This window comes from Mesorhizobium sp. M0870, assembly GCF_040319775.1.
In the GTDB taxonomy this organism is placed as follows: domain Bacteria; phylum Pseudomonadota; class Alphaproteobacteria; order Rhizobiales; family Rhizobiaceae; genus Mesorhizobium.
The window spans coordinates 39,156-62,424 of sequence record NZ_JAMYOI010000011.1; the positions used below are offsets into that span (position 1 = coordinate 39,156).

The 23,269-nt window shown below is 64.2% G+C and carries 21 protein-coding genes; 8 read left to right on the forward strand and 13 right to left on the reverse strand.

Annotated elements, in window-relative coordinates; translation table 11 throughout:
• Window positions 1–21: 21 nt before the first annotated feature.
• Window positions 22–1,746 (forward strand): ABC transporter ATP-binding protein, encoded by a 1,725-nt coding sequence (locus tag NKH97_RS15235; RefSeq protein WP_352613055.1) that lies wholly within the window; start codon window positions 22–24, stop codon window positions 1,744–1,746.
• Between the two features lie 35 nt (window positions 1,747–1,781).
• Entirely contained in the window at window positions 1,782–2,456 is a 675-nt protein-coding gene (locus NKH97_RS15240; RefSeq protein ID WP_352797689.1) for a cysteine hydrolase family protein, read from the forward strand.
• A gap of 235 nt (window positions 2,457–2,691) precedes the next feature.
• Here the strand turns inward: NKH97_RS15240 and NKH97_RS15245 are convergent, their stop codons facing one another.
• Together NKH97_RS15245 and NKH97_RS15250 are read right to left on the reverse strand one after the other, a co-directional pair.
• Window positions 2,692–3,633 carry an LLM class flavin-dependent oxidoreductase gene (locus tag NKH97_RS15245; protein ID WP_128304108.1) on the reverse strand — a complete coding sequence of 314 codons (942 nt, stop codon included), beginning with the start codon at window positions 3,631–3,633 and terminating at the stop codon, window positions 2,692–2,694.
• 109 nt (window positions 3,634–3,742) lie between these two features.
• The gene (locus NKH97_RS15250) at window positions 3,743–3,898 is read right to left on the reverse strand and encodes a hypothetical protein (RefSeq protein WP_023811179.1); all 156 of its coding nucleotides are present in this window, start codon (window positions 3,896–3,898) and stop codon (window positions 3,743–3,745) included.
• A gap of 290 nt (window positions 3,899–4,188) precedes the next feature.
• Between NKH97_RS15250 and NKH97_RS15255 the strand changes: the two genes are divergently transcribed.
• The gene (locus tag NKH97_RS15255; RefSeq protein ID WP_023811180.1) at window positions 4,189–4,956 is read left to right on the forward strand and encodes an SDR family NAD(P)-dependent oxidoreductase; all 768 of its coding nucleotides are present in this window, start codon (window positions 4,189–4,191) and stop codon (window positions 4,954–4,956) included.
• A 208-nt stretch (window positions 4,957–5,164) separates the two neighbouring features.
• Here NKH97_RS15255 and NKH97_RS15260 read toward each other — a convergent pair whose 3' ends face one another.
• From NKH97_RS15260 to NKH97_RS15290, 7 genes are all read right to left on the reverse strand, one after another.
• Window positions 5,165–6,109 (reverse strand): ABC transporter permease, encoded by a 945-nt coding sequence (locus NKH97_RS15260; protein WP_128304109.1) that lies wholly within the window; start codon window positions 6,107–6,109, stop codon window positions 5,165–5,167.
• Complete coding sequence (locus NKH97_RS15265; protein WP_128304110.1) at window positions 6,106–7,161, reverse strand: ABC transporter permease; 1,056 nt, start codon at window positions 7,159–7,161, stop codon at window positions 6,106–6,108. The genes NKH97_RS15260 and NKH97_RS15265 overlap by 4 nt, the downstream gene beginning before the upstream one ends.
• Window positions 7,161–8,672 carry an ABC transporter ATP-binding protein gene (locus NKH97_RS15270; protein WP_128304111.1) on the reverse strand — a complete coding sequence of 504 codons (1,512 nt, stop codon included), beginning with the start codon at window positions 8,670–8,672 and terminating at the stop codon, window positions 7,161–7,163. Before NKH97_RS15270 ends, NKH97_RS15265 begins: the two co-directional genes overlap by 1 nt.
• A 172-nt stretch (window positions 8,673–8,844) precedes the next feature.
• A complete protein-coding gene (locus tag NKH97_RS15275; RefSeq protein ID WP_023811183.1) occupies window positions 8,845–9,876 on the reverse strand; it encodes a BMP family protein in 1,032 nt (343 codons plus the stop codon).
• 154 nt (window positions 9,877–10,030) lie between these two features.
• Window positions 10,031–11,236, reverse strand: coding sequence for a 3-oxoadipyl-CoA thiolase (pcaF, locus tag NKH97_RS15280; RefSeq protein ID WP_352797871.1), 1,206 nt, complete (start codon window positions 11,234–11,236; stop codon window positions 10,031–10,033).
• A 1-nt stretch (window position 11,237) separates the two neighbouring features.
• Window positions 11,238–12,035 carry a CoA-transferase subunit beta gene (locus NKH97_RS15285; RefSeq protein WP_352442122.1) on the reverse strand — a complete coding sequence of 266 codons (798 nt, stop codon included), beginning with the start codon at window positions 12,033–12,035 and terminating at the stop codon, window positions 11,238–11,240.
• Window positions 12,032–12,889: a CoA transferase subunit A gene (locus NKH97_RS15290; protein ID WP_023811186.1), complete on the reverse strand. Its 858-nt coding sequence runs from the start codon at window positions 12,887–12,889 to the stop codon at window positions 12,032–12,034. Before NKH97_RS15290 ends, NKH97_RS15285 begins: the two co-directional genes overlap by 4 nt.
• Window positions 12,890–13,009: 120 nt before the next feature.
• On the opposite strand from NKH97_RS15290, the gene NKH97_RS15295 reads away from it, so the two are divergent.
• The gene (locus NKH97_RS15295; RefSeq protein WP_352793102.1) at window positions 13,010–13,780 is read left to right on the forward strand and encodes an IclR family transcriptional regulator domain-containing protein; all 771 of its coding nucleotides are present in this window, start codon (window positions 13,010–13,012) and stop codon (window positions 13,778–13,780) included.
• A gap of 238 nt (window positions 13,781–14,018) precedes the next feature.
• Here the strand turns inward: NKH97_RS15295 and NKH97_RS15300 are convergent, their stop codons facing one another.
• From NKH97_RS15300 to NKH97_RS15315, 4 genes are read right to left on the reverse strand one after another with little or no spacing between them, the layout of a single operon-like run.
• Window positions 14,019–15,320 (reverse strand): NAD(P)/FAD-dependent oxidoreductase, encoded by a 1,302-nt coding sequence (locus NKH97_RS15300; RefSeq protein WP_352797696.1) that lies wholly within the window; start codon window positions 15,318–15,320, stop codon window positions 14,019–14,021.
• A 2-nt stretch (window positions 15,321–15,322) separates the two neighbouring features.
• Window positions 15,323–16,702 carry a glutamine synthetase family protein gene (locus NKH97_RS15305; protein ID WP_352797699.1) on the reverse strand — a complete coding sequence of 460 codons (1,380 nt, stop codon included), beginning with the start codon at window positions 16,700–16,702 and terminating at the stop codon, window positions 15,323–15,325.
• Between the two features lie 5 nt (window positions 16,703–16,707).
• Window positions 16,708–17,991, reverse strand: a complete 1,284-nt coding sequence (locus NKH97_RS15310; protein ID WP_352793104.1) for a glycosyltransferase — start codon at window positions 17,989–17,991, stop codon at window positions 16,708–16,710.
• Between the two features lie 10 nt (window positions 17,992–18,001).
• Window positions 18,002–18,940 carry a GntR family transcriptional regulator gene (locus NKH97_RS15315; protein WP_352722579.1) on the reverse strand — a complete coding sequence of 313 codons (939 nt, stop codon included), beginning with the start codon at window positions 18,938–18,940 and terminating at the stop codon, window positions 18,002–18,004.
• A 239-nt stretch (window positions 18,941–19,179) separates the two neighbouring features.
• Between NKH97_RS15315 and NKH97_RS15320 the strand changes: the two genes are divergently transcribed.
• The 4 genes from NKH97_RS15320 (at window position 19,180) to NKH97_RS15335 (ending at window position 23,262) form a co-directional block, all read left to right on the forward strand.
• On the forward strand, window positions 19,180–20,244 hold the full coding sequence (locus NKH97_RS15320; RefSeq protein ID WP_023811192.1) for a polyamine ABC transporter substrate-binding protein: 1,065 nt from the start codon (window positions 19,180–19,182) through the stop codon (window positions 20,242–20,244).
• Between the two features lie 318 nt (window positions 20,245–20,562).
• On the forward strand, window positions 20,563–21,405 hold the full coding sequence (locus tag NKH97_RS15325) for an ABC transporter permease (protein ID WP_352442154.1): 843 nt from the start codon (window positions 20,563–20,565) through the stop codon (window positions 21,403–21,405).
• Window positions 21,398–22,192 (forward strand): ABC transporter permease, encoded by a 795-nt coding sequence (locus NKH97_RS15330; protein ID WP_023811194.1) that lies wholly within the window; start codon window positions 21,398–21,400, stop codon window positions 22,190–22,192. The genes NKH97_RS15325 and NKH97_RS15330 overlap by 8 nt, the downstream gene beginning before the upstream one ends.
• Window positions 22,189–23,262, forward strand: a complete 1,074-nt coding sequence (locus tag NKH97_RS15335; protein ID WP_352613385.1) for an ABC transporter ATP-binding protein — start codon at window positions 22,189–22,191, stop codon at window positions 23,260–23,262. The genes NKH97_RS15330 and NKH97_RS15335 overlap by 4 nt, the downstream gene beginning before the upstream one ends.
• Window positions 23,263–23,269 lie beyond the last annotated feature (7 nt).

Here is a 23,269-nt window from a genome sequence, read left to right on the forward strand (position 1 = left end):
AACAGCTTGCGGTTCACCTCGATGATCAGACGTTTCCTTTCCTATTACGCGCCCTGGAAGGGGCTGTTCGCGCTCGACTTCTCCTGCGCGGTGCTGGCCGGTCTGCTCGAACTCGGCTTTCCCATGGCGGTCCGCACCTTCGTCGACCAGCTGCTGCCGCAGCAGGACTGGACGCTGATCATCATCGCGTCGGCCGGGCTGCTGGTGATCTATCTGCTCAACACGGTGCTGATGGCGGTTGTCACCTATTGGGGTCACATGCTCGGCATCAACATCGAGACCGAGATGCGGCGCAAGAGTTTCGACCATCTGCAGAAGCTGTCGTTCCGCTTCTACGACAACCACAAGACCGGCCATCTCGTCGGCCGTGTCACCAAGGACCTCGAGGAAATCGGCGAGATCGCCCATCACGGTCCCGAGGACCTGTTCATCGCCATCATGACCTTCGCCGGCGCCTTCGTGCTGATGTTCACCGTCAACATGCATCTGGCGCTGATCACGGCGGTGATCGTGCCGCTGATCGCCTGGGTGACGATGCGCTATGGCGACCGCATGGAGCGCAACTGGCAGGCGCTCTACCGGCGTGTCGGCGATTTCAACGTCCGCATCGAGGAGAATGTCGGCGGCATGCGCGTCGTCCAGGCCTTCGCCAACGAGGAGCATGAGCGCACGCTGTTCGCGCATGACAACCAGCGCTACCGCCAGACCAAGCTCGACGCCTACCGCATCATGTCGGCCAGCAATTCGCTGAACTATATGGGCATAAGGCTGATCCAGCTCGTGGTCATGATCGCCGGCAGCTACCTCGTCATTACGGGAGGCCTGAGCAATGGCGGCTTCGTCGGCTTCCTGCTTCTGGTCGGCGTCTTCGTGCGGCCGATCGAGAAGATCAATTCGGTGATCGAGACCTATCCAAAAGGCATTGCCGGCTTCCGCCGCTACACCGAGTTGCTCGACACCGAACCCGACATCGCCGACCGGCCAGGTGCCGTGACCGTAAGCGGCCTCAAGGGCGACATCGAATATCGCGGTGTGAGCTTCGGCTATGGCGACGGCAAGCCGGTGCTCAGGGATATCGATCTCACCATTCACGCCGGCGAAACCATCGCCTTCGTCGGACCGTCGGGCGCCGGCAAGACTACCATCTGCTCGCTGCTGCCGCGTTTCTATGAGGTCAGCGCCGGCGGGATCAGCATCGACGGCATCGATATCAGGGACATGACGCTCGCTTCGCTGCGCGGCCAGATCGGCATCGTCCAGCAGGATGTCTTCCTGTTCGGCGGCTCGATCCGCGAAAACATCGCCTATGGCCGTCTCGGCGCCTCCGACGAGGCCATCACCGATGCCGCGCGGCGGGCGCAGCTCGACGGCATGATATCGGGCCTGCCGGCCGGCTATGACACGATCATCGGCGAGCGCGGCGTAAAATTGTCGGGCGGCCAGAAGCAGCGGCTGGCGATCGCCCGCATGTTCCTGAAGAACCCGCCGATCCTCATCCTCGACGAGGCGACGTCGGCGCTCGACACCGAGACCGAGCGCGAAATCCAGAAGTCGTTGGCCGAACTTGCCGAGGGCCGGACCACGCTGGTCATCGCACACCGGCTGGCCACGATCCGCGGCGCCGACCGCATCGTCGTCGTCTCGGAGTCCGGCGTCGTCGAACAGGGTTCGCACAGCGAACTGCTCCGCGCCGGCGGTATCTATCGGCGCCTGCACGACGCCCAGCATCTGGTGTCGTCGCGCTGATCCACTATGGTGGCGGCCGAGGCAGGGAGCCCCGGATGATCAAGGCAACGCCCTTCAATTTCCCCTATGACGGCAGGCTGGTGGCCGAAAACACCGCGCTGATCGTCATCGACCTGCAGCAGGATTTCCTTTCGACATCAGGCTACTTCGCCAGGCAGGGCTATGACCCGTCGCCTCTAAGGGCGATCCTGCCGACGGTGAGCCGGTTGATCGCGGCCGCGCGCAAGGCCGGCGTCAGGGTCATCCACACGAGGCAGGGCTATCGGGCCGATATGGCCGATATGACGCCTTACGAAAAATGGCGCCGCAAGCGCGCCGGTCTCGACGGCACCGATATCCTGCTGCGCTCGGGCACGGGGTTCCAGATCGTTCCGGAGATCAATGTGGCCCCGCAGGACATCATTGTCGACAAGACCTGCAACAGCGCCTTCATTTATACGGATTTCGAGCTTGTCCTGCGCGCGCAAGGCATCACGCATCTCATGTTTTCCGGATGCACGACGGATGTCTGCGTCCACACCACGCTGCGCGAAGCCTGCGACCGGAATTTCCAACGCCTGACGATCTCGGACGCTTGCGCCAGCGGCGACAGACAAGCGCACGAAGCAGCGCTTCACATGGTGACGGTTGAGGATGGCGTCTTTGGCGCGCTCGCTGATTCCAGCGCTGTCATTGAAGGCTTGTCGCGATTGTCGGGCATGGCGAGTTAGGGCGCCAAGATCAATGCCGGCGGGACAGCACCCCCCTCTGGCCTGCCGGCCATCTCCCCCGCAAGGAGGGAGATTGGCTGTCATCTCGGCTTTCACTAATCGCCAACGTGGCAAGACGAGCGCTGCGGGTGAAGCTGTCGATCTCCCCCCTTGCGGGGGAGATGTCCGGCAGGACAGAGGGGGGTGTGAAGGATCTCGGCGTTACCGGAATAGCTTTCATTCCGTAGGCCAGAACTCAGCCCGTTGCGCGCGTCTCCAATCCTGCACGAGACGCATATGCCCCAGGCTGGAATGCCTCGTGTTCGCGACGCGCCAGCGAATTGCGCAGCAGGGCGATGGTTTCCCGGCCGACCGTTGCGATCTCACGCGGCGTGTCGACGCCGACAATCATGAATTCATCGATCCCGAGGGCTGCATAGGCAAGCAGCGACAGGGCGGCCTGGGCTGGCGGCCCGGCAACATCGATCGCCTTGTGGCCGGAGGCGGAAGCACCTTGGTGAATCCCGACCGGAAGCGCGAAGCGCAGCTTGCCGGCCCGGCCATGTTCGGCGGCCGAGCGGCGCACCCGCTCCATCAATTGCCGGATCTCATCGATCGAGCCCGGTGCCAATTCAAAGACATCGGCATGCCGGCCGGCAACTTTGAGTGCCGTTCCGGACTGCCCGCCCATGCGGATGACCAGGTCGGCGCCGTGCGGTCCCTTGCGCGGCACGTAGCCGCCCTTGATGCTGTAGAACGTTCCTTCGTGGTCGAAGGGCCGGTCGTTCGACCACAGCCGCTTCAGCAACACCAGATATTCGTCTATGCGCTGCCAAATGACGGTGTGCCCGACCGGCCGTGTTTCGGCGTCGGCGTCGCTCAGCGGCTCGCTGATCATCCTCAGCGCCAGGCGTCCGCCGCTTTTCCTGTCGATCGACGCCAGTTGGCGGGCTGCCACGGTCGGTTCGACCACGCCCGCCCAATGGGTGAGCACGACTTCCAGCGACGAGGTGCGATCGAGCACTTGGGCCGCAAGATCCATGTTGGTCAGCAGCCCGGCCGAATCGTCGACGACGATCTTGCGGAAGCCGCCATCCTCGATCAGCCCGAGCTTGGTCGCGGTCTCGGCAAAGTCGTAGAAAAAGGGAACCGCGGCATCGGCGGTCTTACCCGGAATATGCGTGAACTCGATCGGCATTGCCATGTCCTCCGTTGTGTCGGGCGCGCGAAAGCACGCCGAGGATTCGGTTCATTCAACTCCGATTGCCTGAAAGCGGTGGGCAGCTAACCCCGGTCGATCTGACGACTCAGGGAATAAGGCCCAGAACAACTGCCCCGGTGAACACGAACGCAAGGGCAAAGACGAGATAGGCGAAAGCCCCGGCATAGGCCGGGCGAAAGGCCTGGGCATTGGCCGACCGCTGAGCGCTGCGATCCGTCTGGGCGTTCTGGATGTAGGACATATCGACCTCCGTCTCGGCGATTAATCTATAAAACTGGTAGACTTTGTCGATTGCTATTTTTGGGCTAAAGACAGAATAATTTTCTCCTATGATGCCGGAAGTTGGTAGGCACTTGCTTAGAGGGAGCGCTCGGACGGCCGATCCATATGGCGCGTCCGTTTTTTGCTTCTGCGTCCGAATGGACCTATGGCCTTGCCCTCGCTGCGCTCAATTCGTGGATTGGCCGCCCGGCACGGGCGCGGTAGCATCGCCCAACCAGCAAAGCGAAATCGTCACACAGGGGCAGAAAAATGGGCACAAGACTGGCCGGCAAGGTCGCCATCATTTCGGGAGGAGCGACGGGAATGGGCGGAGCGGCTTCGGAGCTGTTCGCCGCCGAAGGCGCCAAGGTGGCGATCATCGACCGCAACGGCGAGGCGGCCGCCGCAACCGCAGCGGCGATACGCGCGCGGGGACAGATAGCCGAGCATTTCATCGCCGACGTCTCCGACGAAGCCCAGGTCGAAACGGCGGTGAAGGGTGCTATCGAAAAACTCGGACCGGTCACCGTGCTGTTCAACCACGCCGGCACCATCGTCATCAAACCCTTCCTGGAGACGACGGTCCAGGAATGGGACTGGCTGCATGCCGTCAATGTGCGCTCGATGTTCCTGATGACGCGCGCCGTTTTGCCCGGCATGATTGCGGCCGGCGGCGGCTCGATCGTCTGTACTTCGTCGATCTCGGCGGTGGCGGCGACTCCCAACGAAGTGCTCTATGACACCACCAAGGGCGCTTGCCACATGTTCGCCCGCGCCATCGCCGTCGAGTTCCGCGACCGCAACATCCGCTGCAATGCGGTCTGCCCCGGCTTCATCCGCACGCCGCACGGCCTGCGCGAGGTCGCCGACCTCGGCAGGCTCGGCGTCGACGTCTCCGACGCGGCGCTGGCCGCGCAGCAGGGCCGCATCGGCGAACCGGAAGAGGTGGCGAGGGCAGCGCTCTACCTGGCCAGCGACGAGTCGAGCTTCGTCAACGGCACGCATCTGTTTGTGGATAACGGCTTTACCGCGATGTGAGACGCTCAAAGAAGGCGCGAACTTGGCAGGATGCGGGTTCCTCGCCCCCACGAATGGGGGGAGAGGTGGCTCGGCGAAGCCGAGACGGAGAGGGGGAATGGCTCGACCTTGCCTTGCTTCGGCGACAACTCGCCAGCGTCGCAGGCCTCTCTCCGACCGCTTCGCGGCCACCTCTCCCCGCTTTGCGGGGCGAGGAACCCAAGCTTTGCTACCGCTCTTCCCGCCGAAACGGCTTGAGCAGCGCCGACGGTGCCACCGCGTTGCGCGACATCACCGCCATGGCGACGATGGTGAAGATGAACGGCAGCATCAGGAACGCCTCGTAGGGGATGTGTCCGAGCCCGCTGGCCTGCATGCGCAGCTGCAGCGCATCGACGAAGGCGAACAGCAGTGCCGCACCCGCCGAGCGCCACGGATCCCAGCGGCCGAACACGACCAGCGCGATCGCCACCCAGCCGCGCCCCGACACCACGCCGAAGGTGAAAGCGTTGAACTGCGCCATCGACAGGAAGGCGCCGGCCAGCCCCATCAGCGCCCCGCCGAGGATGACTGCCTGGAAGCGCGTGGCGGTGACACTGACCCCCGCCGAATCCGCGGCGCGCGGGTTTTCGCCGACCATGCGCACCGACAGGCCCCATGGCGTGCGGTAGAGCACGAAGGCGGCGAGCGGAATGGCGAGGATCGCCATGTAGACCAGCGCGAACTGGTTGAACACCGCCGTCCCGAGCACCGGGATGTCAGACAGGAGAGGGATCGGCAGCGTCTGAAAACCCTTGATGCTGGGCGGCACTGATTGCTGGCCGAAGATCAGCCGGTAGAGGAAATAGGCGAGGCCCGACGAGAACAGCGTCACGCCGATGCCGCAGACGTGCTGGCTGAGGCCGAGCGCCACGGTGAACAGCGCATGCAGCGCGCCCATCAGCATGCCGGTGAGCACCGCCGCCAGCACGCCAAGCCACAGGCTGCCGGTGAGGCTGGCGGCGGTGAAGCCCGTCATCGCCGACAACAGCATGATGCCTTCGATGCCGAGATTGAGCACGCCGGCCCGCTCGGAAAACATTTCGCCGAGCGTCGCGAAAGCCAGCGGCGTGGCAATGCGGATGATCGCGGCCAGGAAGCCGACCTGGAATATTTGTTCGAACACCGCGCTCATCGGGCAACTCCGACGCGACGGATGCGATAGGCGGTGAACAGCAGCGCCACAAGCATGGCAAGCAATGCGGTGCCCTGGATGACGTCGCTGAGGAAGGCCGGCACGCCGGTCGCCCGCGACATCGCCTCGGCGCCGGTCATCACGGCGGCAAGGAAGATCGCCGCCGGCACGACGCCGAGCGGATTGAGCCGCGCCAGCATCGCAACGACGATGCCGGAATAACCGTAGCCCGGCGAGATGTCGCTCATCACCTGGAAATGCACGCCGCCGACCTCGCCGACGCCGGCCAATCCGGCCAGCGCGCCGGACAGCAGCGCCGTCGAGATCAGCACCCGCTCGACGTGGATGCCGCCATATCTGGCGGCTTCCGGGTTTTCGCCGGTGACCCTGATCCTGAAGCCGAGCGTCGTGCGCACGATCAGGAACCAGATCAGCGGCGCCGCGATCAGTGCCGCGACGACGCCGAGATGCAGCCGCGTGCCTTCGAGCAGCACCGGGAAATTGGCCGAATCCTCGATCGGCGGCGAGATCGGATAGCCGCTGAAACTGTCCTTCCACGGCCCCTCGATCAGCGCCATCAAGGCGTAATAGATGACCGAGTTGAGCAACAGCGAACTGACGACATCATCGACCTTGAATTTTACTCTGAGCGTCGCCGGCACCAACGCGACTGCGGCTCCCGCTGCGGCGCCCGCCACCGCCATCAAGACCATGGCGAGCGGCCCCGGCATTGGAATGGCGCCGACAAAGCAGCTGGCCACCGCGCCGGCAAGCAATTGCCCTTCGGCGCCGATGTTCCAGAATTTTGCTCGGAAGGCGACCGCGACCGCCAGTCCGGTGAAGATCATGGGTGTTGCACGCACCATCGTTTCGGTGATCGCATAGCTGTCGCCCAGCGACGCCGTGAACATCACGCCATAAGCTTCGAGCACGCCGGGGCCGGCCAGCGCAATAAGGCCGCTGCACAAGATGAGCGTTGCTCCGATCGCGAGCAATGGCAGAGCGAGGTTGAACCAGGTCGGCGTCGAGCTGCGGACCTCCAGGCGAAACATCAGCTGTGGCCCTCCGCCCCGGTCATCATCAGGCCGAGCCGTGCGATCGTTGCATCGGCGCTGTCGAGCGTGCCGACGATGCGGCCCTCATACATCACCGCGATGCGGTCGCAGAGCACCAGCAGTTCTTCGAGATCCTCGCCAATGACGACGATGCCGCAGCCCTTGGCGCGCATGTCGAGGAATTTTTCGTGGATGAAGCGGGCGGCTCCGATGTCGAGGCCGCGCGTCGGCTGCGAGACAACAAGCACCTTCGGATCGAAGGCAAGCTCGCGTGCCAACAACGCCTTCTGCAGATTGCCGCCGGACAGCGCCCCGGCGCGGGTCATCGGCCCGGGGCACCTGATATCATAGGCCTTGATCTGCGCCTCAGTGAAGGCGCGGATCGCATCGGGCTTGAGCAGGCCCCTGCTGCTGAACGCTGTGGTGCCGATGCGCGGCAGCACCATCGAATCGGCCAGCGGCAGATTGGTCACCAGTCCGGTCGTCATGCGGTCTTCCGGGATACGGCCAAGTCCGAGCGCCTGCACCTCGCGCGGCGAGAACCGCGAGACCTTTTGGCCGGCAATCGTCATCCGGCCGGCATCGGGCGCCCGCACGCCGGAGATCACCTCCGCCAGCGCCCGCTGGCCATTGCCCGACACCCCGGCAATGCCGAGGATTTCGCCGGCACGGACGGCAAGCGATACGTCGCGCAGCGCCGTGCCCGAATGATGCGAGGTTGAGATACCGTCGAGCGTCAGCACATCAGCACCCGGCGCCGATGGTCCCCGCGCCGGCGGCACGATCTCATGGCCGCACATCAGTGTTGCCATCTCCGAGGATGTCGTGTTGGCCGGGTCATCGACGCGGCCGGCAACGCGGCCATGCCGCAGCACCGTGCAGCGATGCGTCAGCGCCCGCACCTCGTTGAGCTTGTGCGAGATGAAGATGATGCCGAGACCTTGCGCCGCCATAGAACGCAACGCCGAAAACAGCCCGTCGACCTCGCTTGGCGCCAGCACCGCCGTCGGCTCGTCGAGGATCAGCAGCCTGGCGCCACGAAACAGCGCCTTGACGATTTCGAGCCGCTGCTGCTCGCCGACCGACAGCGCCGAGACCGGCAGGTCCGGGTCAAGCACCAGCCCATGCTGGCGGCCGATCTCGGCCAGCCGCGCCAGCCCGCCGGCGCGGTCGATCCGTCCTGTCTTGCCGGGAATGCCGATGAGCAGGTTTTCCAGCACCGTCAGCCGCGGCGCGAGGTGAAAATGCTGGTGCACCATGCCGATGCCGGCGGCCAGCGCATCGGCGGAACTGGTGATCCGCACCGTCTGGCCCTGGATGAGAATCTCGCCGGCGTCGGGCGCATAGGCGCCGAACAGCACATTCATCAGCGTCGTCTTGCCGGCGCCGTTTTCGCCCAGTAGCCCGAGGATCTCGCCGGGCGCGACGCTGAGATCGACGGCCTCGTTCGCCTTGACGGCGCCAAAGCTCTTGGTGATGCCGCGCATTTCGATGAGTGGGGCGGACAAGGATGCTCCTGCGGAGAGAGGCTCTGCTTCACCCTCCCCCTTGTGGGGAGGGTCGGCTCGCAGTCGGAGCGAAGCGGAGATTGCGAGACGGGGTGGGGATGCGCCCTACGAGGACCCCCACCCCGCTCCGCTTCGCGGATCGACCCTCCCCACAAGGGGGAGGGTAAAGAAATCAATCCGAAACCGGCGTATTCTCGTCCACATCCACCCGGAAATTGCCTTCCAGAATCTCCGCCTTCTTCTTTTCGACCAGCTCCTTGACGTCCGCCGGCAGCGTCTTGTCGAACTTGTGGTAGGGCGCCAAATGCGAGCCGCCCTTGGCCATGCGCGAGAAATCGCCATAGTCCTGCGCGGTGAAGACGCCGGCCCTGACCAGTTTGATCGCCTGCTCGACCGTCGGATACATGTCCCAGACCGGACCGGTGATGACCGTGTCGGGGCCGAGACTCGACTGGTCGGACATGTTGGAGATGGCGAGGATCTTCTTGTCCACCGCGGCTTCGATGACACCGAAGCGCTCGGCGTAGATGACGTCGACGCCGGCGTCGATCTGCGCGACCGCCGCTTCCTTGGCCTTGGGCGGATCGAAGAACGAGCCGATGAAGGCGACCTTCTTCTTGATGTTGGGATTGACCTCCCTGGCGCCGGCGAAGAAGGCGTTGACCAGCCGGTTCACCTCCGGAATGCCCATCGCCGCGACGGCGCCGATCGTACCCGACTTCGACATCTTGCCAGCGATCATGCCCGAGAGATAGGCGGGCTCGTGGATCCAGTTGTCGAACACCCCGAAATTGGGTTCCGCCGGGCCGGCGCCGGAGCCGAACAGCCAGGCGGTCTTCGGGAACTGCTTGGCGGTGCGGCGCGATTCGCGCTCGGCGGCGAAGGCGTCGCCCAGCACCAGTTGGTAGCCGCCTTGCGCATATTCGCGCATGACGCGGCTGAAATCGGCGGTCTGCACCTTCTCCGACCATTTGTATTCGATGCCGAGTTCCTTCTCGGCCTTCTGCAGGGCGACATGGATCTGGTTGTCCCATGGCTCCTCGATCGGCGTGGCGAAGATCGCCGCCACCTTCAGCTTCTTGTCCGCCGCGAAGGCGGCGCCCGGCAGCATCGTTGCCGCCAAACTAAGCGCGCCCAGCTCCAGTACATTGCGTCGCGAAAGCCCTTCGCGTTTTATCTGCGATTTATTGTTCCGGTTTTCCATTGCATTCCCCTCTGTTCGACAGCCGTGTCGAGCCGGCTGTTCGTGAAAATGTCAGACGGGGAAGTATGGAACGACGCCAGACTTTTGTCCACGTGGTCAAATTTGAACCGCGCACCGGATTCTTGATCTTAGCCGGCCAAGCAAGGGCCGCCGATCAAACCGGTTCCAGCGCGATCGCGATGCCCTGGCCGACACCGATGCACATCGTGGCAAGCGCATAGCGGCCGCCGCGCTCACGAAGCTCCAGCGCCGCCGTGCCGGAGATGCGGGCACCCGACATGCCCAGGGGATGGCCGAGCGCGATGGCGCCGCCATTCGGGTTGACGTGCGGTGCATCCTCGGCAATGCCGAGCTGGCGCAGCACGGCGATGCCTTGCGAGGCAAAGGCTTCGTTGAGCTCGATGACATCGAACTGTTTTGGTGTCAGGCCAAGCCGCGCGCAGAGTTTTTGCGTCGCCGGCACCGGGCCGATGCCCATGATGCGCGGCGCAATACCGGCGGCAGCGCCGCCGAGGATGCGGGCGATCGGCGTCAGGCCATACTTTTTCACGGCTGCCTCGGAGGCAACGATCAGGGCCGCCGCCCCGTCATTGACGCCGGAGGCATTGCCGGCCGTCACCGTGCCGCCCTGGCGGAACGGTGTCGGCAGCCTGGCCAGCGCATCGACCGTCGTGCCAGCACGGGGATGTTCATCCTTCGAGACGACAACCGCATCGCCCTTGCGCTGCGGGATCGTCACTGGCGTGATCTCCTTGGCCAGCCGGCCATTGGCTTGCGCGGCGACCGCCTTGTCCTGGCTGCGCACGGCAAAGGCATCCTGGTCCGCGCGGGAGATGGCGAACTCTTCCGCGACATTCTCGCCGGTCTCCGGCATCGAATCGACGCCATACTGCTTCTTCATCAGTGGGTTGACGAAGCGCCAGCCGATGGTGGTGTCGTAAATCTCGGCATTGCGCGAAAACGCCGTGTCGGCCTTGGGCATGACGAAGGGTGCCCGGCTCATCGATTCGACGCCACCCGCGATCATCAGTTCCGCCTCGCCTGCCTTGACGGCCCTGGCTGCGATGGTCAGCGCATCCATGCCGGAGCCGCACAGGCGGTTGACGGTGGAGCCCGTAATCTCCTTCGGCAAGCCTGCCAGCAGCAGCGCCATGCGCGCCACGTTGCGGTTGTCCTCGCCGGCCTGGTTGGCACAGCCATAGACGACATCGTCGACAGCCTGCCAGTCGATGCCGGGATTGCGCTCGACCAATGCCCTCAGCGGTATCGCGCCGAGATCGTCGGCACGCACGGAAGACAGCGAGCCGCCGAAGCGGCCGATCGGCGTGCGGATGTAGTCACAGATGTAGGCCTCGGCCATGTCATGCAGCCTTTGCTTTTCCGGTTCCCTCATGCGCCGCCTTGGTGCGGGCCTGCAGGTCGCGCAATGTCTTGAGTTCGAGTTCGCTTGGCGCCGGCGTTTCGTCAAGCGCCTCGCCGAACTTAACCACCCAGCCACAGCTCTCCTGCACCTGCTGGCGGGTGACGCCTGGATGCAGCGACACGACGGTGAATTCCTTGCTCACCGGATCCGGCTTCCAGATGGCGAGATCAGTGATCAGCAAGGTCGGGCCGGCGGTGTCGATGCCCAGACGCTTTCGATGATCGCCGCCCTCGCCATGGCCGAAGGAGGTGAAGAAATCGATCTTCTCGACCATGCCGCGCTTGGTCTGCGCCATGGTGATGTAGATCTCCTTCGACGACGTCGCGATCTCTGGCGCGCCGCCGCCGCCGGGCAGCCTGGTCTTTGGGTGAAAATAATCGCCGATGACCGTGGTGTTGATGTTGCCAAACTTGTCGAGCTGCGCCGCACCGAGGAAGCCGATCGAGATGCGCCCACCCTGCAGCCAGTAGCGGAACATCTCCGGCACCGCGACGGTGGTGACGGCGGTTTCGCACAATTCGCCATCGCCGATTGACAGTGGCAGCACGTCGGGCGCGGTGCCGATCGTGCCGCTCTCGTAAATCAAGGTGATGTCGGGCGCATGCGTCAGCCGCGCCACATTGCAAGCGGCGGATGGCGCGCCGATGCCGACGAAACAGACATCGTCATTGCGCAGCGCGCGGCTGGCGGCGATCGTCATCATCTCGTTGGGGGTGAAGCCCTGATTGTCGCTCATGCCGCTTTCCTCAGATGCTCGACCCGGGCCTCGAAATCGCCGGCACTCTTCTCGATGACGTTGGCCCGCATCCACGCCTGGAATTTCTCGCGGTCGGCGGCGATTTCGTCCCATTCGAGATAGGCGGCATTGTCGCGCGCATAATAGCCATGCGCGTAGGACGGATGCGAGCCTCCGGGCACGACCGATATCGCGGCAATCGTCCAGCGCGGCAGCACGGTCAGATTGGGGTGCAGATCGTCGAAATTGTCGACCACTTCCTCGACCGTCACCACCGCGCGTTTGGCCGCCAGCACCGCTTCCTTCTGGATGCCGATGATGCCTTCGACCAGCACATTGCCTTTCTTGTCGGCCTTCTGCGCATGGATGAAGGTGACGTCAGGCCGGATCGAAGGAACAGCGGCCAGCACCTCGCCGGTGAACGGACAGGTGACAGACTTGATGTTCGGGTTGACCGCCGCGAGGCCAGCACCGCGATAGCCGCGAAACACCGCGCAGGGCAGGCCGGCAGCACCCGCTTCATAGGCGTTGGCCATGCCGGCATGGCTGTGCTCCTCGATTTCAAGTGAGCGCGGGAAACCGTTCTCGATGGCATCGCGGGCGCGGCGCAGCAGGCCGACGCCGGGATTGCCGACATAGGAGAAGACGATCTTCTTCGCCATGCCCATGCCGATCATCTGGTCGTAGATCAGGTCCGGCGTCATGCGGATCAAGGTCAGGTCGCGAAAACCCTGGCGGATCGCCTCATGCGCCGCTGCCGTCGGGATCAGATGGGTGAAGCCCTCGAAGGCAGCCGTGTCACCATCTTTCAAATTCTCGGCCACGGCCTGTTTGAGCGGCAGGAACTTGACCATCGCATCGGCTCCAGGCTGAGAAAGTTCGTATTGTGAACATATGTTTTATATGCGATACTTTCTATGCTGAGCAGAGGCGTGGAGTCAATCCTGACGCCGATGTCGTTCTGCGGAGACAAGATGGACGAAGAGGCTGTTTCCCGTGATCATGTCGGCTCGCTTGAACGCGGCCTTGCCGTCATGGAGATCCTGGCCCGCCATCCCTCGGGCATGACGTTGACTGAAATGGCCGAGGAAGCGGGCCTGACCCGCGCCGGCGCCCGCCGCTTCCTGCTGACACTCACCGCCACCGGCTATGCAACACAGGCCGGCCGCGTGTTCTCGCTGTCGCCGCGCCTGCTGACGGTTGCCCGCACCTGGCTCGGCGGCGCCTCGCTATGGGCCTTCGCCGCCCCCATCATGCGCGCGGTCGCCGCTCAGCTGAACGAGGCCTGCTCGGCAGCCATCCTGTCGGGTGAGGATGTCGTCTATGTCGCCCGCATTCCCGGCCGCCGCATCCTCAGCGTGTCGCTCGATGTCGGCACCAGGCTGCCGGCCTATTGCACCTCGATGGGGCGCATCCTGCTGGCCGGGCTGACATCAGGGGAATTGGACGCATTCCTCGGCCAGGCGACCATCGAGAGACGGACGCCGAAGACGATCACCAACAGGCGTTTGTTAGCCAACGCCATCGCCAAGGCGAAGGCTGACGGCTTTGCCATCGTCGATGAGGAACTAGAACTCGGCCTGCGCTCGGTCGCCGTACCGATCCGCGACCGAGCGGAGCGCACGGTCGCGGCCATCAACGTCTCGACCCAGTCGGCACGCTTCTCCGTCGCGGAGATGGAGCGGGAGATATTGCCGGCACTACTGGAGGCCAAGCAGCGCATCGAGGATTTCTTTGTGGTTTAAGAAGCTTCATCCAACCTTCGACGTCGGCGGGACAGCACCCCCCTCCGGCCTGCCGGCCATCTCCCCCGCAAGGAGGGAGATCAGCTCTCATCTCGGCTTTCGCCAATCTCCACCGCTGTCGGGTGATCGCAGCGCTGAACCTGCCAATCTCCCCCCTTGCGGGGGAGATGTCCGGCAGGACAGAGGGGGGTGTGAAGGATCGCTACGGTACTATTTGTGCCGTTGCAGCAACGCCCCCTCAATGCTTGATGCGATCCCGCATCGCGTACCAAAGCATGCCCAGCACATAGAGCGGACCGCGCAGCGCCGTGCCGCCCGGGAACGGCATCGGGGTCAGCGTCGAGAACAGATCGAGCCGCGAGACATCGCCGGTGATCGCTTCGGCCAGCAGCTTGCCGGACAGCGTCGACAGGATGACGCCCTTGCCGGAATAACCATGCGCGAAATAGACCTCACCATAGTGCCCGACATGCGGCAGTCGCGACGTCGTCACCGACACAAGCCCGCCCCAGGCGTGATCGATGCGGCAGCCCTTGAGTTGCGGAAAGGTGGCTTCCATGTGCGGCCGCACGAAGCCGGCAATATCGGCCGGCGGTGAAGGCGTGTAGCGCTCGCCGCCGCCGAACAGCAGGCGTCCATCCGCCGACATCCGGTAGTAGTTGACGACGAAGCGGGTATCGGAGACCGCGACATTGGCCGGGATGACGTTGCGCTTGCCCTCAAGCGGCTCGGTGGCGACGATGTAGTTGCCGACCGGCATGATGCGGCTGTTGACGCGCGGCTCCAGCCCGTTGAGCAGAGCGTCACCCGCCAGCACGACATGTCTGGCCCGAACCGATCCCTTTGCGGTCGAGACCCGGATCGAAGGCTCACGCTCCAGCCGCACGGCGACCGAATTCTCGTGGATGGTGACGCCGGCAGCAACCGCTGCGCGGGCAAGGCCGAGCGTATAGTTCAGCGGATGCATGTGGCCGCCGAGCGGCTCATACATCGCGCCATGGTAGGGTGTATCGACCTTGGCTCGGGCTTTAGCCGCCGATAGGATTTCCGCATGCGGGAACTTCATCACCGTGGCCAGGCACTCGGCCTCTTCCTCGAGATCCCTAAGGTCGGAGCCGTTGACCGCGCCGACCAGATGGCGGGTCAGCCTGAGATCGCAGTCGATGGCATGCCGCTCGATAATATCGAGCACCAGCCCGCGCGCCTCGAAGGCAAGATCGAACAGCACCTTTGCCCGCTCCGGCCCGTAGAGTTTGACCAGTCCCTTGGCGCCCTTGCGCAGGCCGGGGATCATTTGGCCGCCATTGCGCCCCGACGCCCCCCAGCCGATCTTGCCGCCTTCGAGCAGCACCACCTTCAACCCACGCTCGGCGGCGTGAAGGGCGGCGGACAACCCTGTGCACCCGCCGCCGACCACCACCAGGTCGGCATCGACATCGCCGGCGAGCGCCGGATGGTCCGGCGCTGGATTGGCGGTGGCGACATAATAGGATTTGGCGATATCGAGGCCCGAATTGAAGCCCGTTGAACTGCAAGCCATAGTCACACCTTCAGCAGAAGGTGGTCGCGTTCCCAGCTGGTCACCACGCCCTGGAAAAGGTCGAGCTCGACGCTCTTGACGCGCAGATAGGTCTGGAAGAAATCCTCGCCCAGCAGTTCACGCACCGGGCCGCAAGCCTCGAAACGATCGAGCGCCTCCTCCATGGTTTTCGGCAGCGTGCTCTTGATCTTGTAGGCATTGCCCGACGCTTCGGCCGACCGCGCCAGTCTCTGTTCGACGCCGAGATAGCCGGCAAGCAGCGAGCCGGCTATCGCCAGGTAAGGATTGGAATCCGCGCCCGGCAGCCGGTTCTCGACCCGCCGCGCGGAGCGGCCGCCGGCCGGCACGCGCAGGCCGCAGGAACGGTTGTCATGCGACCACTCGATGTTGGCCGGCGCGCTGTGGTTCGGCCTGATGCGGCGGAAAGAGTTCACGTTGGGCGCAAACAGCGGCATGATTTCCGGGACATATTTCTGCAGGCCGCCGATGAAATGGCCGAACATTGCGGTGTCGGCATCGTCGCTGCCGGCAAACAACGTCCTGCCGGCCTCGTCGATGACCGACATGTGCAGATGCATCGAGCTGCCGGCCTGTGCGGCGATCGGCTTGGCCATGAAGGTGGCGTGCATGCCGCTTTGCTGCGCGGCCTGTCGCGTCAGCCGCTTGAACAGCAGCACCTTGTCGGCCAGCGGCAGCGCATCGCCATGCAGGAAGTTGATCTCAAGCTGCGCCGTACCTGATTCGTGGATCAGCGTGTCGAGCGGCAGTCCGGCCGCCGCAGCGTAGTCATAGATGCGGCGGATCACCGGCTCGAACTCCTCGAGCGCGGCCATGTCATAGGGATGCTGCACTGTCTCGGCTCGGCCTTTGCCACCGACTGGCGCGGTCAGCGGACGGTCCGGATCGGGATTGGGCGCGGTGAGATAGAATTCCAGCTCGGGCGCCACCACCGCCCGCCAGCCACGCTTGGCGTAGAGATCGAGCACGGCGCGCAGCACATGGCGCGGCGAGGCCATCCAAGGCCGGTCGTCCATATGGAAGGCATCGGCAAAGACATAGGCCTTGCCGGGAGCGGCACCCGGCGCCAGGCAGAGCGTCGATACATCAGGCACCATGCGCATGTCCGGATCCGAATAGGCAAAACCCTCGTCGATCGAGCCGGAGTAGCGGCCGTCGATGCTGACCAGGAAAGCGCTGCTCGGCAGATAGAGCGCGCGGTCTTCAAGCGCCTGGAGGAATTTGGCCGTAGGCAGCGCTTTGCCGCGCAGGACGCCATTCATGTCGGGCACCAGGCACTCGACTTCGTTGATGCCGTGCCGGACCAGCCAGGCTTTGGCATCGGTACCGCTGGAGAGCGAGATGTTCGTGTTGTTGTCAGGCATTTCGTTCACGTCCGTATCAGAGAGAGTATGGTTTGCGCGGCCACATCCGTTCCAGGTTTCAGCGCCATTTGGGCTGCATTGTCCTTGAGGCGGGTGCGCATGGCATCGTCGGCCAGCAGGCCGAGAATGGCTCTCTCCAACACTCCTTCGGTCCAGGCGTCGCGGCCGATATGGTCACCGACGCCGGCTTCTCCGGCGCGGCGCGCATTGTCGTGTCCGTCCCAGCAATAGGGCATGATCAGTGACGGCACGCCGAAGCGCAGCGCCTCACAAAAGCTGTTGTTGCCGCCATGATGAATGAACAGATCCGACTTCGCCACGACCGAGGGCTGCGGAAACCAGGCGTCGAGATAGACATTGTCGGGCACTGCGCGATAGGCGTCGCGCAGGCCGCCGGCATTGACGATGAAGCGGGCCGGCAGCCTGTCGAACACCGCCAGCATGCGCTCGATCAGCCCGACATCCATGGCGCCGAGGCTACCGAAGCTGACATAGACCAGCGGCCCGCCATTGCGCGGAAATACCGGCACCTCGAATGGCCCTTCCGAACGCACGCAGCCTTCGAGATAGACGAAGCGCTCCGGGTCGAGCGGCTCGGCGCGCTCGCGGCGCACGATCGAAGGCGTCAGCAGCAAATTGAGGTCGGGCGACGTCTCCAGGAACAGGCCCTTCGGCAGCGGCGCCAGGCCGGCATCCATCCGGAAGCGGTTGAAGCGATCATGTGCGGGCGTGCAAGCCGCCAGATACCTGGCCTCGAACGCGGCGCGTTGCGGGTCGTCGACGCCAAGCCCCGACAGATAGGGCGGTACCTGTGCATCCGGCAGCTCGGTCTCGGCGCAGGAGACGACACGCACCCAGGGACAGCCGGCGGCGGCGATCGCCGGGAACATGATGACATTGTCGAGAACCACCGCGTCCGGCTTCAGCCGCGCCAGCAACTGGCGCAGCGGCGCCTCGGCATTGACCGCGGTGTCGACGATGGCCTGCCAGGTCGGCGCGACATAGGTTTCCAGCTGGTCGATCGGGCTCAGCCTGAAATGCGGCAGGTGCCTGCGCACGAAGGCCTGCCAGTAGCTCTGGCGTTCGCTGTCGCTCAGCGGCTCGTCGGTCGGCAGCTGGTATTCCTGGAAACCATAGTCGGCAAAGACGCCGGAAAAGCCGGCATGGCAGATGAAGACGGGCCGGGCGCCTCTCGCGCGCAGCGCCTGCGCGATGCCGACGCAATTCAACGCCGCGCCGAAGCTTGCTTCGGGGAACAGCGCGATGGTCGGGCTGGCTTTACGCGTCAATTAATCCTCGTCAATCCGGCCGGCTGATCATGCCGAACAGGGCAGGCGCCCCGCGACTGGCCGCTTGCGGTCGCTGGTTGCGGGAGAGCCGCAGGTGGATGCGCAGCAGATCGGCAGCCACCTCATACTGCAGGCTTTCAAGATGGTCGAGTATAACAAGGTGTTCGCGCAGCGATTGCCGCAGGCGGAAGACGTTGACGCCGGCATAGATGCCCGGCAGCCGGCGCAGCCTGAGGTGATCGGCGAGTGCGTCGGCCACGAAGCGGTTGGCGCAGCCTTCGGCGAGCATGCCATGAAAATCGATGTCCAGCCGCTGGAACTCGCGTGTGTCGAAGGCGGCGTCCGGCAGCGCCACCAGCGCTTCCATGCCCTGGCGCAACGTCGCCGCCCGCGCGCCATCCAGCCGGAAACCCGGCGTCAGGATGGCCGCGGGCTCCAGCAGCAGACGGAATTCATAACTGTCGCCTTGCGCCTCCGGATCGTCTGGCGTGCGTCGAAACAGCCAGGACTGGCCGGGCGCACGGTCCAGCAGATTCTCTTCGGTCAGTTTGTTGAGCGCTTTTAGTACCGTCTTGCGCTCGGCACTGTAGCGCCGCATCAACCCCGCAACGGTCACTGTCTGGTCCAGCCGCCGCGCCGACCGGTCGCGCAGGATCGCCTCGGCCAGCTCGTCCTCCTCGGCAGCGGGCAATTCCGTGGCGACCGAAGCCTGCGCGGTGAGGTCGATGGCCAGATGATACCCGGAATCCGCCTCCCAGCGTACGACGCCTCGCTCCGCAAGCAGGCCGAGCGCTGCCCGCACCGGTGTGCGGGAAACATTGCACAGCGAGGCGATCTGCTGCTCCGGCAAGCGTGCGCCGGGCCCAAAGCCGCGCTGCCGCGCCACATCCAGGATGCGCTGCGCCAGATCGAGATGGTTGGTGCGAGGTCGTCTGGCTACGGCTTGCATGACTGGTCCAGTGGAAAACGACATGACCGCATTGATTTGACCGATCGCCCGCACGGACGCAATCGGCCAGATTCCTCGATCGCTTGACAAATTATGGATTGACGTACTTTTTTCTGCAATAGTACTGTCAGGACAATCGGCGAGAAAAAGACCGAGGGAACAGGATCGAGGCAGCGGCAAGGTCGCAGGCGTTGGTCCGGCGAATGAAATTCGACGATCAACCGGAATGGGAGTCTGTCATGACCGCTACCAGCCTGCGGCGCCGTGCGCTGAAAACATCTTCGCTCGCACTTGGCCTGGCCTTGGCGCTGTCCGCGCCGGCGATGGCTGCTGATCTCGTCATTTCCAACTGGGATGGCTACATGGCGCCCGACGCGATGGCCGCCTTCAAGACCGCGACCGGCGTTTCGGGTGAAGTGGTGGTGCACGCCACCAATGAAGAGATCATGGGCAAGCTGATCGCCGCCGGCGGCAAGGGCTATGACGTGGTCTTTGTCTCCTCGCCCTTCGCCGAGGTGCTGAACAAGCTCGGCCTGACCGAACCGATCGACCACACCAAGATACCGAACCTCGCCAACCTCTATCCGGAAGCAACCAAGCTGCCTCACGATGCCGGCAATGCATTCTCGGTGCCCTACACCTGGGGCACCACCGGCCTCTGCTATCGCTCGGACCTGATGAAGGTCGCACCAACCAGTTGGAGCGACCTGCTCGCGCCCTCCGACGAATTGAAGGGCAAGACCACCATGCTGGCGACCGACCGTTGGCTGCTGGCCGCCGGCCAGCTCGACAAGGGCTATTCGGTCAACGAAACCGACCCGGCCAAGATGGCTGAGGTCAAGGATCTGCTGATCTCGGCCAAGAAGACCCTGCTCGCCTATGACGACACCACCTTCTATTCCAAGCTGGTGTCCGGCGAGGCGCTGATGGTGCAGGCCTGGGACGGCTGGTGCAATTACGGCATCGCCGAAAAACCCGAGATCAAATACGTCATTCCCAAGGAAGGTTCGGACCTCTGGGTCGACACGATGGTGGTGATGAAGGCCTCCGCCAACAAGGACGCCGCCTTCCAGTTCATCAACTTCATGCTCGACGCCAAGAACCACGCCTGGGCAGCGCAGAACATCGACTACAAGGTGCCGAACAAGCCGGCCATGGAAAGCCTGCCTGCCGATTTCCTGGCCAAATTCCCCAACATGGCGATGCCGGTGGCCGACCTCGTCAAGTTCGAGCAATTGCGTGACGTCGGCGACGCCCAGCGCGACTATTCGAAGATCGTCAGCGAGATCAAGGCGGCGCAGTAGGGACTGTTCCAGCAGCATCTTGGAATCAAGCTTGCGTTCCGTGTCGCCCCCCTCTGGCCTGCCGGCCATCTCCCCCTCAAGGGGGGAGATTGGCTGTGGCATTGCTTTCGCCAATCTTCGATTTTTCAAAGTAAGCGAAAGGTTGGAACTGCCGATCTCCTCCCTTGAAGGGGGTGAGAAGTGGTCCGCGCAACGGACGGAAAGCCAAATTCTTGGCTTTCCGAACGACGAACGCCCGAAGCGAAAGCGAAAGGCCGGGTCCGGCAGGGCAGAGGGGGGCACTTCGTGAAGCACCTACCCTCTCGCTCCTCCTTGCTGATGGCCCCGGCGCTGGTCTGGCTGACCGCACTGATGGTGGTGCCGTGCGCGCTGGTGCTGGCGCTCGCCTTCTTCCGGCGCGGTATCTATGGCGGCATCGAATACACCTTTACGCTGGAGAATTTCGGGCTGGTCTTCGACCCGCTCTATGCCGGCATCTTCCTCAACTCGGCGCGCATCGCCGGCACCGCGACGCTGATCGCGGTGGTGATCGGCTACGCCGCCGCCTATGCGATATCAGCGGCACCCCGCCGGCTGCAGCCGGTGTTCCTGTTCTTCGCCGTGTTGCCCTTCTGGTCCAACTACCTGATCCGCACCTATGCCTGGATCGTGCTGCTCAACCGCGAAGGATTGATCACCCAGTTGCTGCGCTGGTTCGGCTACACCGGCGAGCCACCGTCGATGCTCTACACCGAAGGCGCCGTTATCGCCGGCCTGATCTACAACTATTTGCCCTTTGTCATCCTCGCCTGCTACGCGCCACTGTCTCGCCTCAACCCGGAACTCGCCGAGGCCTCGCGCGACCTCGGCGCCTCCGCCATGACCACATTCCGCCGTGTCATCCTGCCGCTGACCGTGCCCGGCATTGCTGCCGGCGCGGTGTTCGTCTTCGTGCTGTCGATCGGCAATTTCGTCACGCCCGCGCTGCTCGGCGGCGGCCGCTTCCAGATGATCGGCAACCTCGTCTACGACCAGTTCCTGACCGCCAACGACTGGCCGTTCGGCGCCGCGCTCGCGATGGCGCTGATCGCCATCATGCTTCTGGTGCTGATGGCGCAGGCGCTCGCCGCCAATCGCGCCTCGGGCCACGCCGCGCAAGCCGGCGGAGACACCGATGGCTGAGCGCTCTCCCGCCACGCGGCGCACGCTCTGGCTCGTGCTCAGCCTCGTCTTCGCTTTCCTCTACATCCCGATCGCCGTGCTGGTGGCGCTGTCCTTCAACGAAGGCGGGCTGCCGACGGCATGGTCGGGCTTTTCGCTGAAATGGTATGCCTCGCTGGCCGGCAATTCGGCGATCCTCTCCGCTGCGCTCAACACGCTGATCGTGGCGCTGGTCTCGACCGCGATCGCCACTCTGCTCGGCACGCTGCTGGCGATCGGCATCGAGATGCGCCGGCAATATGGCAGGGGACTCGAAGCGCTGATCTTCGCACCGATGATCATTCCCGACATCGTCCTGGCGATCGCGCTGCTTTCGTTCTTCTCCATGCTCAACCTGACCATGGGCCTGCACACCATCATCCTCGCCCATGTCGTCTTCAACCTTGCCTTTGTCTGCTCGGTGGTGCGCGCCAGGCTGAAGAGTTTTGATTGGTCGATCGTCGAGGCTTCCGCCGATCTCGGCGCCTCCGCGCTCACCACCTTCAGGCGGGTGACATTGCCGGTCATCGCGCCGGCGGTGATCGCAGGCGCGCTGCTCGCCTTCACGCTCTCGGTCGACGAGTTCATCATCGCTTTCTTCACCGCCGGCGCCGGCCGCTCCTCGACGACGCTGCCGATGCAGATCTACGCGATGATCCGCTTCGGCATCACGCCGGAGATCAACGCACTGGCGACCATCGTCATGGCGGTCTCGATCACCGCGCTGACCCTGTCGCAGCGGCTCAACCGTGGGATCATAGGCCAATGAGCGAACCGCGCACGCTGCTGGCCATCGACAAGGTGTCGAAGAATTTCGGCCGGGTGACGGCTGTAGACGGCATCTCGCTCGACATCCGCGAGAATGAGTTCTTCGCACTGCTCGGCCCGTCGGGCTGCGGCAAGACCACGCTGCTGCGCATGCTGGCCGGCTTCGAGACGCCTAGTGGCGGGCGCATCCTGCTCGACGGTCACGACATTGCGAAAACCCCGCCCAACAAGCGGCCGGTCAATCTGATGTTCCAGTCTTACGCGCTGTTTCCGCATATGAGCGTCCGCGCCAATGTCTCCTACGGCCTGGAGATGGAGCGCTTGCCGGCGCCAGAAATCCACTCCCGCGTCGACGCCATCCTGGCGACAACCGAGCTGGTCCCCTTCGCCGACCGCAAGCCGGAGCAATTGTCGGGTGGCCAGAAGCAGCGCGTCGCGCTGGCCCGCGCGCTGGTCAAGCGGCCGCGGCTGCTGCTGCTCGACGAGCCGCTTGGCGCGCTCGACAAGAAACTGCGCGGCGCCATGCAGCTGGAATTGAAGCGCCTGCAGCATGAGGTCGGCATCACCTTCGTCATCGTCACCCACGACCAGGAAGAATCGCTTGTGATGGCCGACCGCATGGCGGTGCTCAAGGACGGCAGGCTGCTGCAATGCGACACGCCGCACGCGATCTATGAGCATCCGGCCGACCGTTTCGTCGCCGACTTCATCGGCGTGATGAATTTTGTGCCGGGCAAGGCCGCCACCGATGGGGTTGTCGCCGCGAATGGCGCGCCAATATCCGGCAAGGTTCCAGCAACGCTCTCGCCCGGCGCATCCGCTGTCGCTTCGGTGCGGCCGGAGCGCATCCGGCTGTTCCCAGAAGCTCAGACCGCCAACCGCACCACCGGCACGGTCGAGGCGCTGGCCTATCAGGGGCTCGACCTGCAACTGCATGTCCGCACGGGCCTGTCGCCAAAGCCGTTCCTGGTGCGCGTCACCGCTGATGCCGCCGACCGCCGGCCGGTCGCCTCGGGTGACCAGGTCGAACTCGGCTGGGACGCCGCCGATGTCAGAGTTTTCGCAGAATAAAGGAGAA

What these genes read in the sequence shown, in the direction of transcription:
- pcaF (WP_352797871.1), bottom strand. Translation starts at nt 11,236, where the DNA reads ATGGCCGAGGCCTACATCTGTGACTACATCCGCACGCCGATCGGCCGC.
- NKH97_RS15275 (WP_023811183.1), bottom strand. Translation starts at nt 9,876, where the DNA reads ATGGAAAACCGGAACAATAAATCGCAGATAAAACGCGAAGGGCTTTCG.
- NKH97_RS15260 (WP_128304109.1), bottom strand. Translation starts at nt 6,109, where the DNA reads ATGAGCGCGGTGTTCGAACAAATATTCCAGGTCGGCTTCCTGGCCGCG.
- NKH97_RS15245 (WP_128304108.1), bottom strand. Translation starts at nt 3,633, where the DNA reads ATGCCGATCGAGTTCACGCATATTCCGGGTAAGACCGCCGATGCCGCG.
- NKH97_RS15250 (WP_023811179.1), bottom strand. Translation starts at nt 3,898, where the DNA reads ATGTCCTACATCCAGAACGCCCAGACGGATCGCAGCGCTCAGCGGTCG.
- NKH97_RS15295 (WP_352793102.1), top strand. Translation starts at nt 13,010, where the DNA reads ATGGACGAAGAGGCTGTTTCCCGTGATCATGTCGGCTCGCTTGAACGC.
- NKH97_RS15285 (WP_352442122.1), bottom strand. Translation starts at nt 12,035, where the DNA reads ATGAGCGACAATCAGGGCTTCACCCCCAACGAGATGATGACGATCGCC.
- NKH97_RS15265 (WP_128304110.1), bottom strand. Translation starts at nt 7,161, where the DNA reads ATGTTTCGCCTGGAGGTCCGCAGCTCGACGCCGACCTGGTTCAACCTC.
- NKH97_RS15255 (WP_023811180.1), top strand. Translation starts at nt 4,189, where the DNA reads ATGGGCACAAGACTGGCCGGCAAGGTCGCCATCATTTCGGGAGGAGCG.
- NKH97_RS15315 (WP_352722579.1), bottom strand. Translation starts at nt 18,940, where the DNA reads ATGCAAGCCGTAGCCAGACGACCTCGCACCAACCATCTCGATCTGGCG.
- NKH97_RS15235 (WP_352613055.1), top strand. Translation starts at nt 22, where the DNA reads ATGATCAGACGTTTCCTTTCCTATTACGCGCCCTGGAAGGGGCTGTTC.
- NKH97_RS15320 (WP_023811192.1), top strand. Translation starts at nt 19,180, where the DNA reads ATGACCGCTACCAGCCTGCGGCGCCGTGCGCTGAAAACATCTTCGCTC.
- NKH97_RS15330 (WP_023811194.1), top strand. Translation starts at nt 21,398, where the DNA reads ATGGCTGAGCGCTCTCCCGCCACGCGGCGCACGCTCTGGCTCGTGCTC.
- NKH97_RS15325 (WP_352442154.1), top strand. Translation starts at nt 20,563, where the DNA reads ATGGCCCCGGCGCTGGTCTGGCTGACCGCACTGATGGTGGTGCCGTGC.
- NKH97_RS15335 (WP_352613385.1), top strand. Translation starts at nt 22,189, where the DNA reads ATGAGCGAACCGCGCACGCTGCTGGCCATCGACAAGGTGTCGAAGAAT.
- NKH97_RS15290 (WP_023811186.1), bottom strand. Translation starts at nt 12,889, where the DNA reads ATGGTCAAGTTCCTGCCGCTCAAACAGGCCGTGGCCGAGAATTTGAAA.
- NKH97_RS15305 (WP_352797699.1), bottom strand. Translation starts at nt 16,702, where the DNA reads ATGCCTGACAACAACACGAACATCTCGCTCTCCAGCGGTACCGATGCC.
- NKH97_RS15300 (WP_352797696.1), bottom strand. Translation starts at nt 15,320, where the DNA reads ATGGCTTGCAGTTCAACGGGCTTCAATTCGGGCCTCGATATCGCCAAA.
- NKH97_RS15240 (WP_352797689.1), top strand. Translation starts at nt 1,782, where the DNA reads ATGATCAAGGCAACGCCCTTCAATTTCCCCTATGACGGCAGGCTGGTG.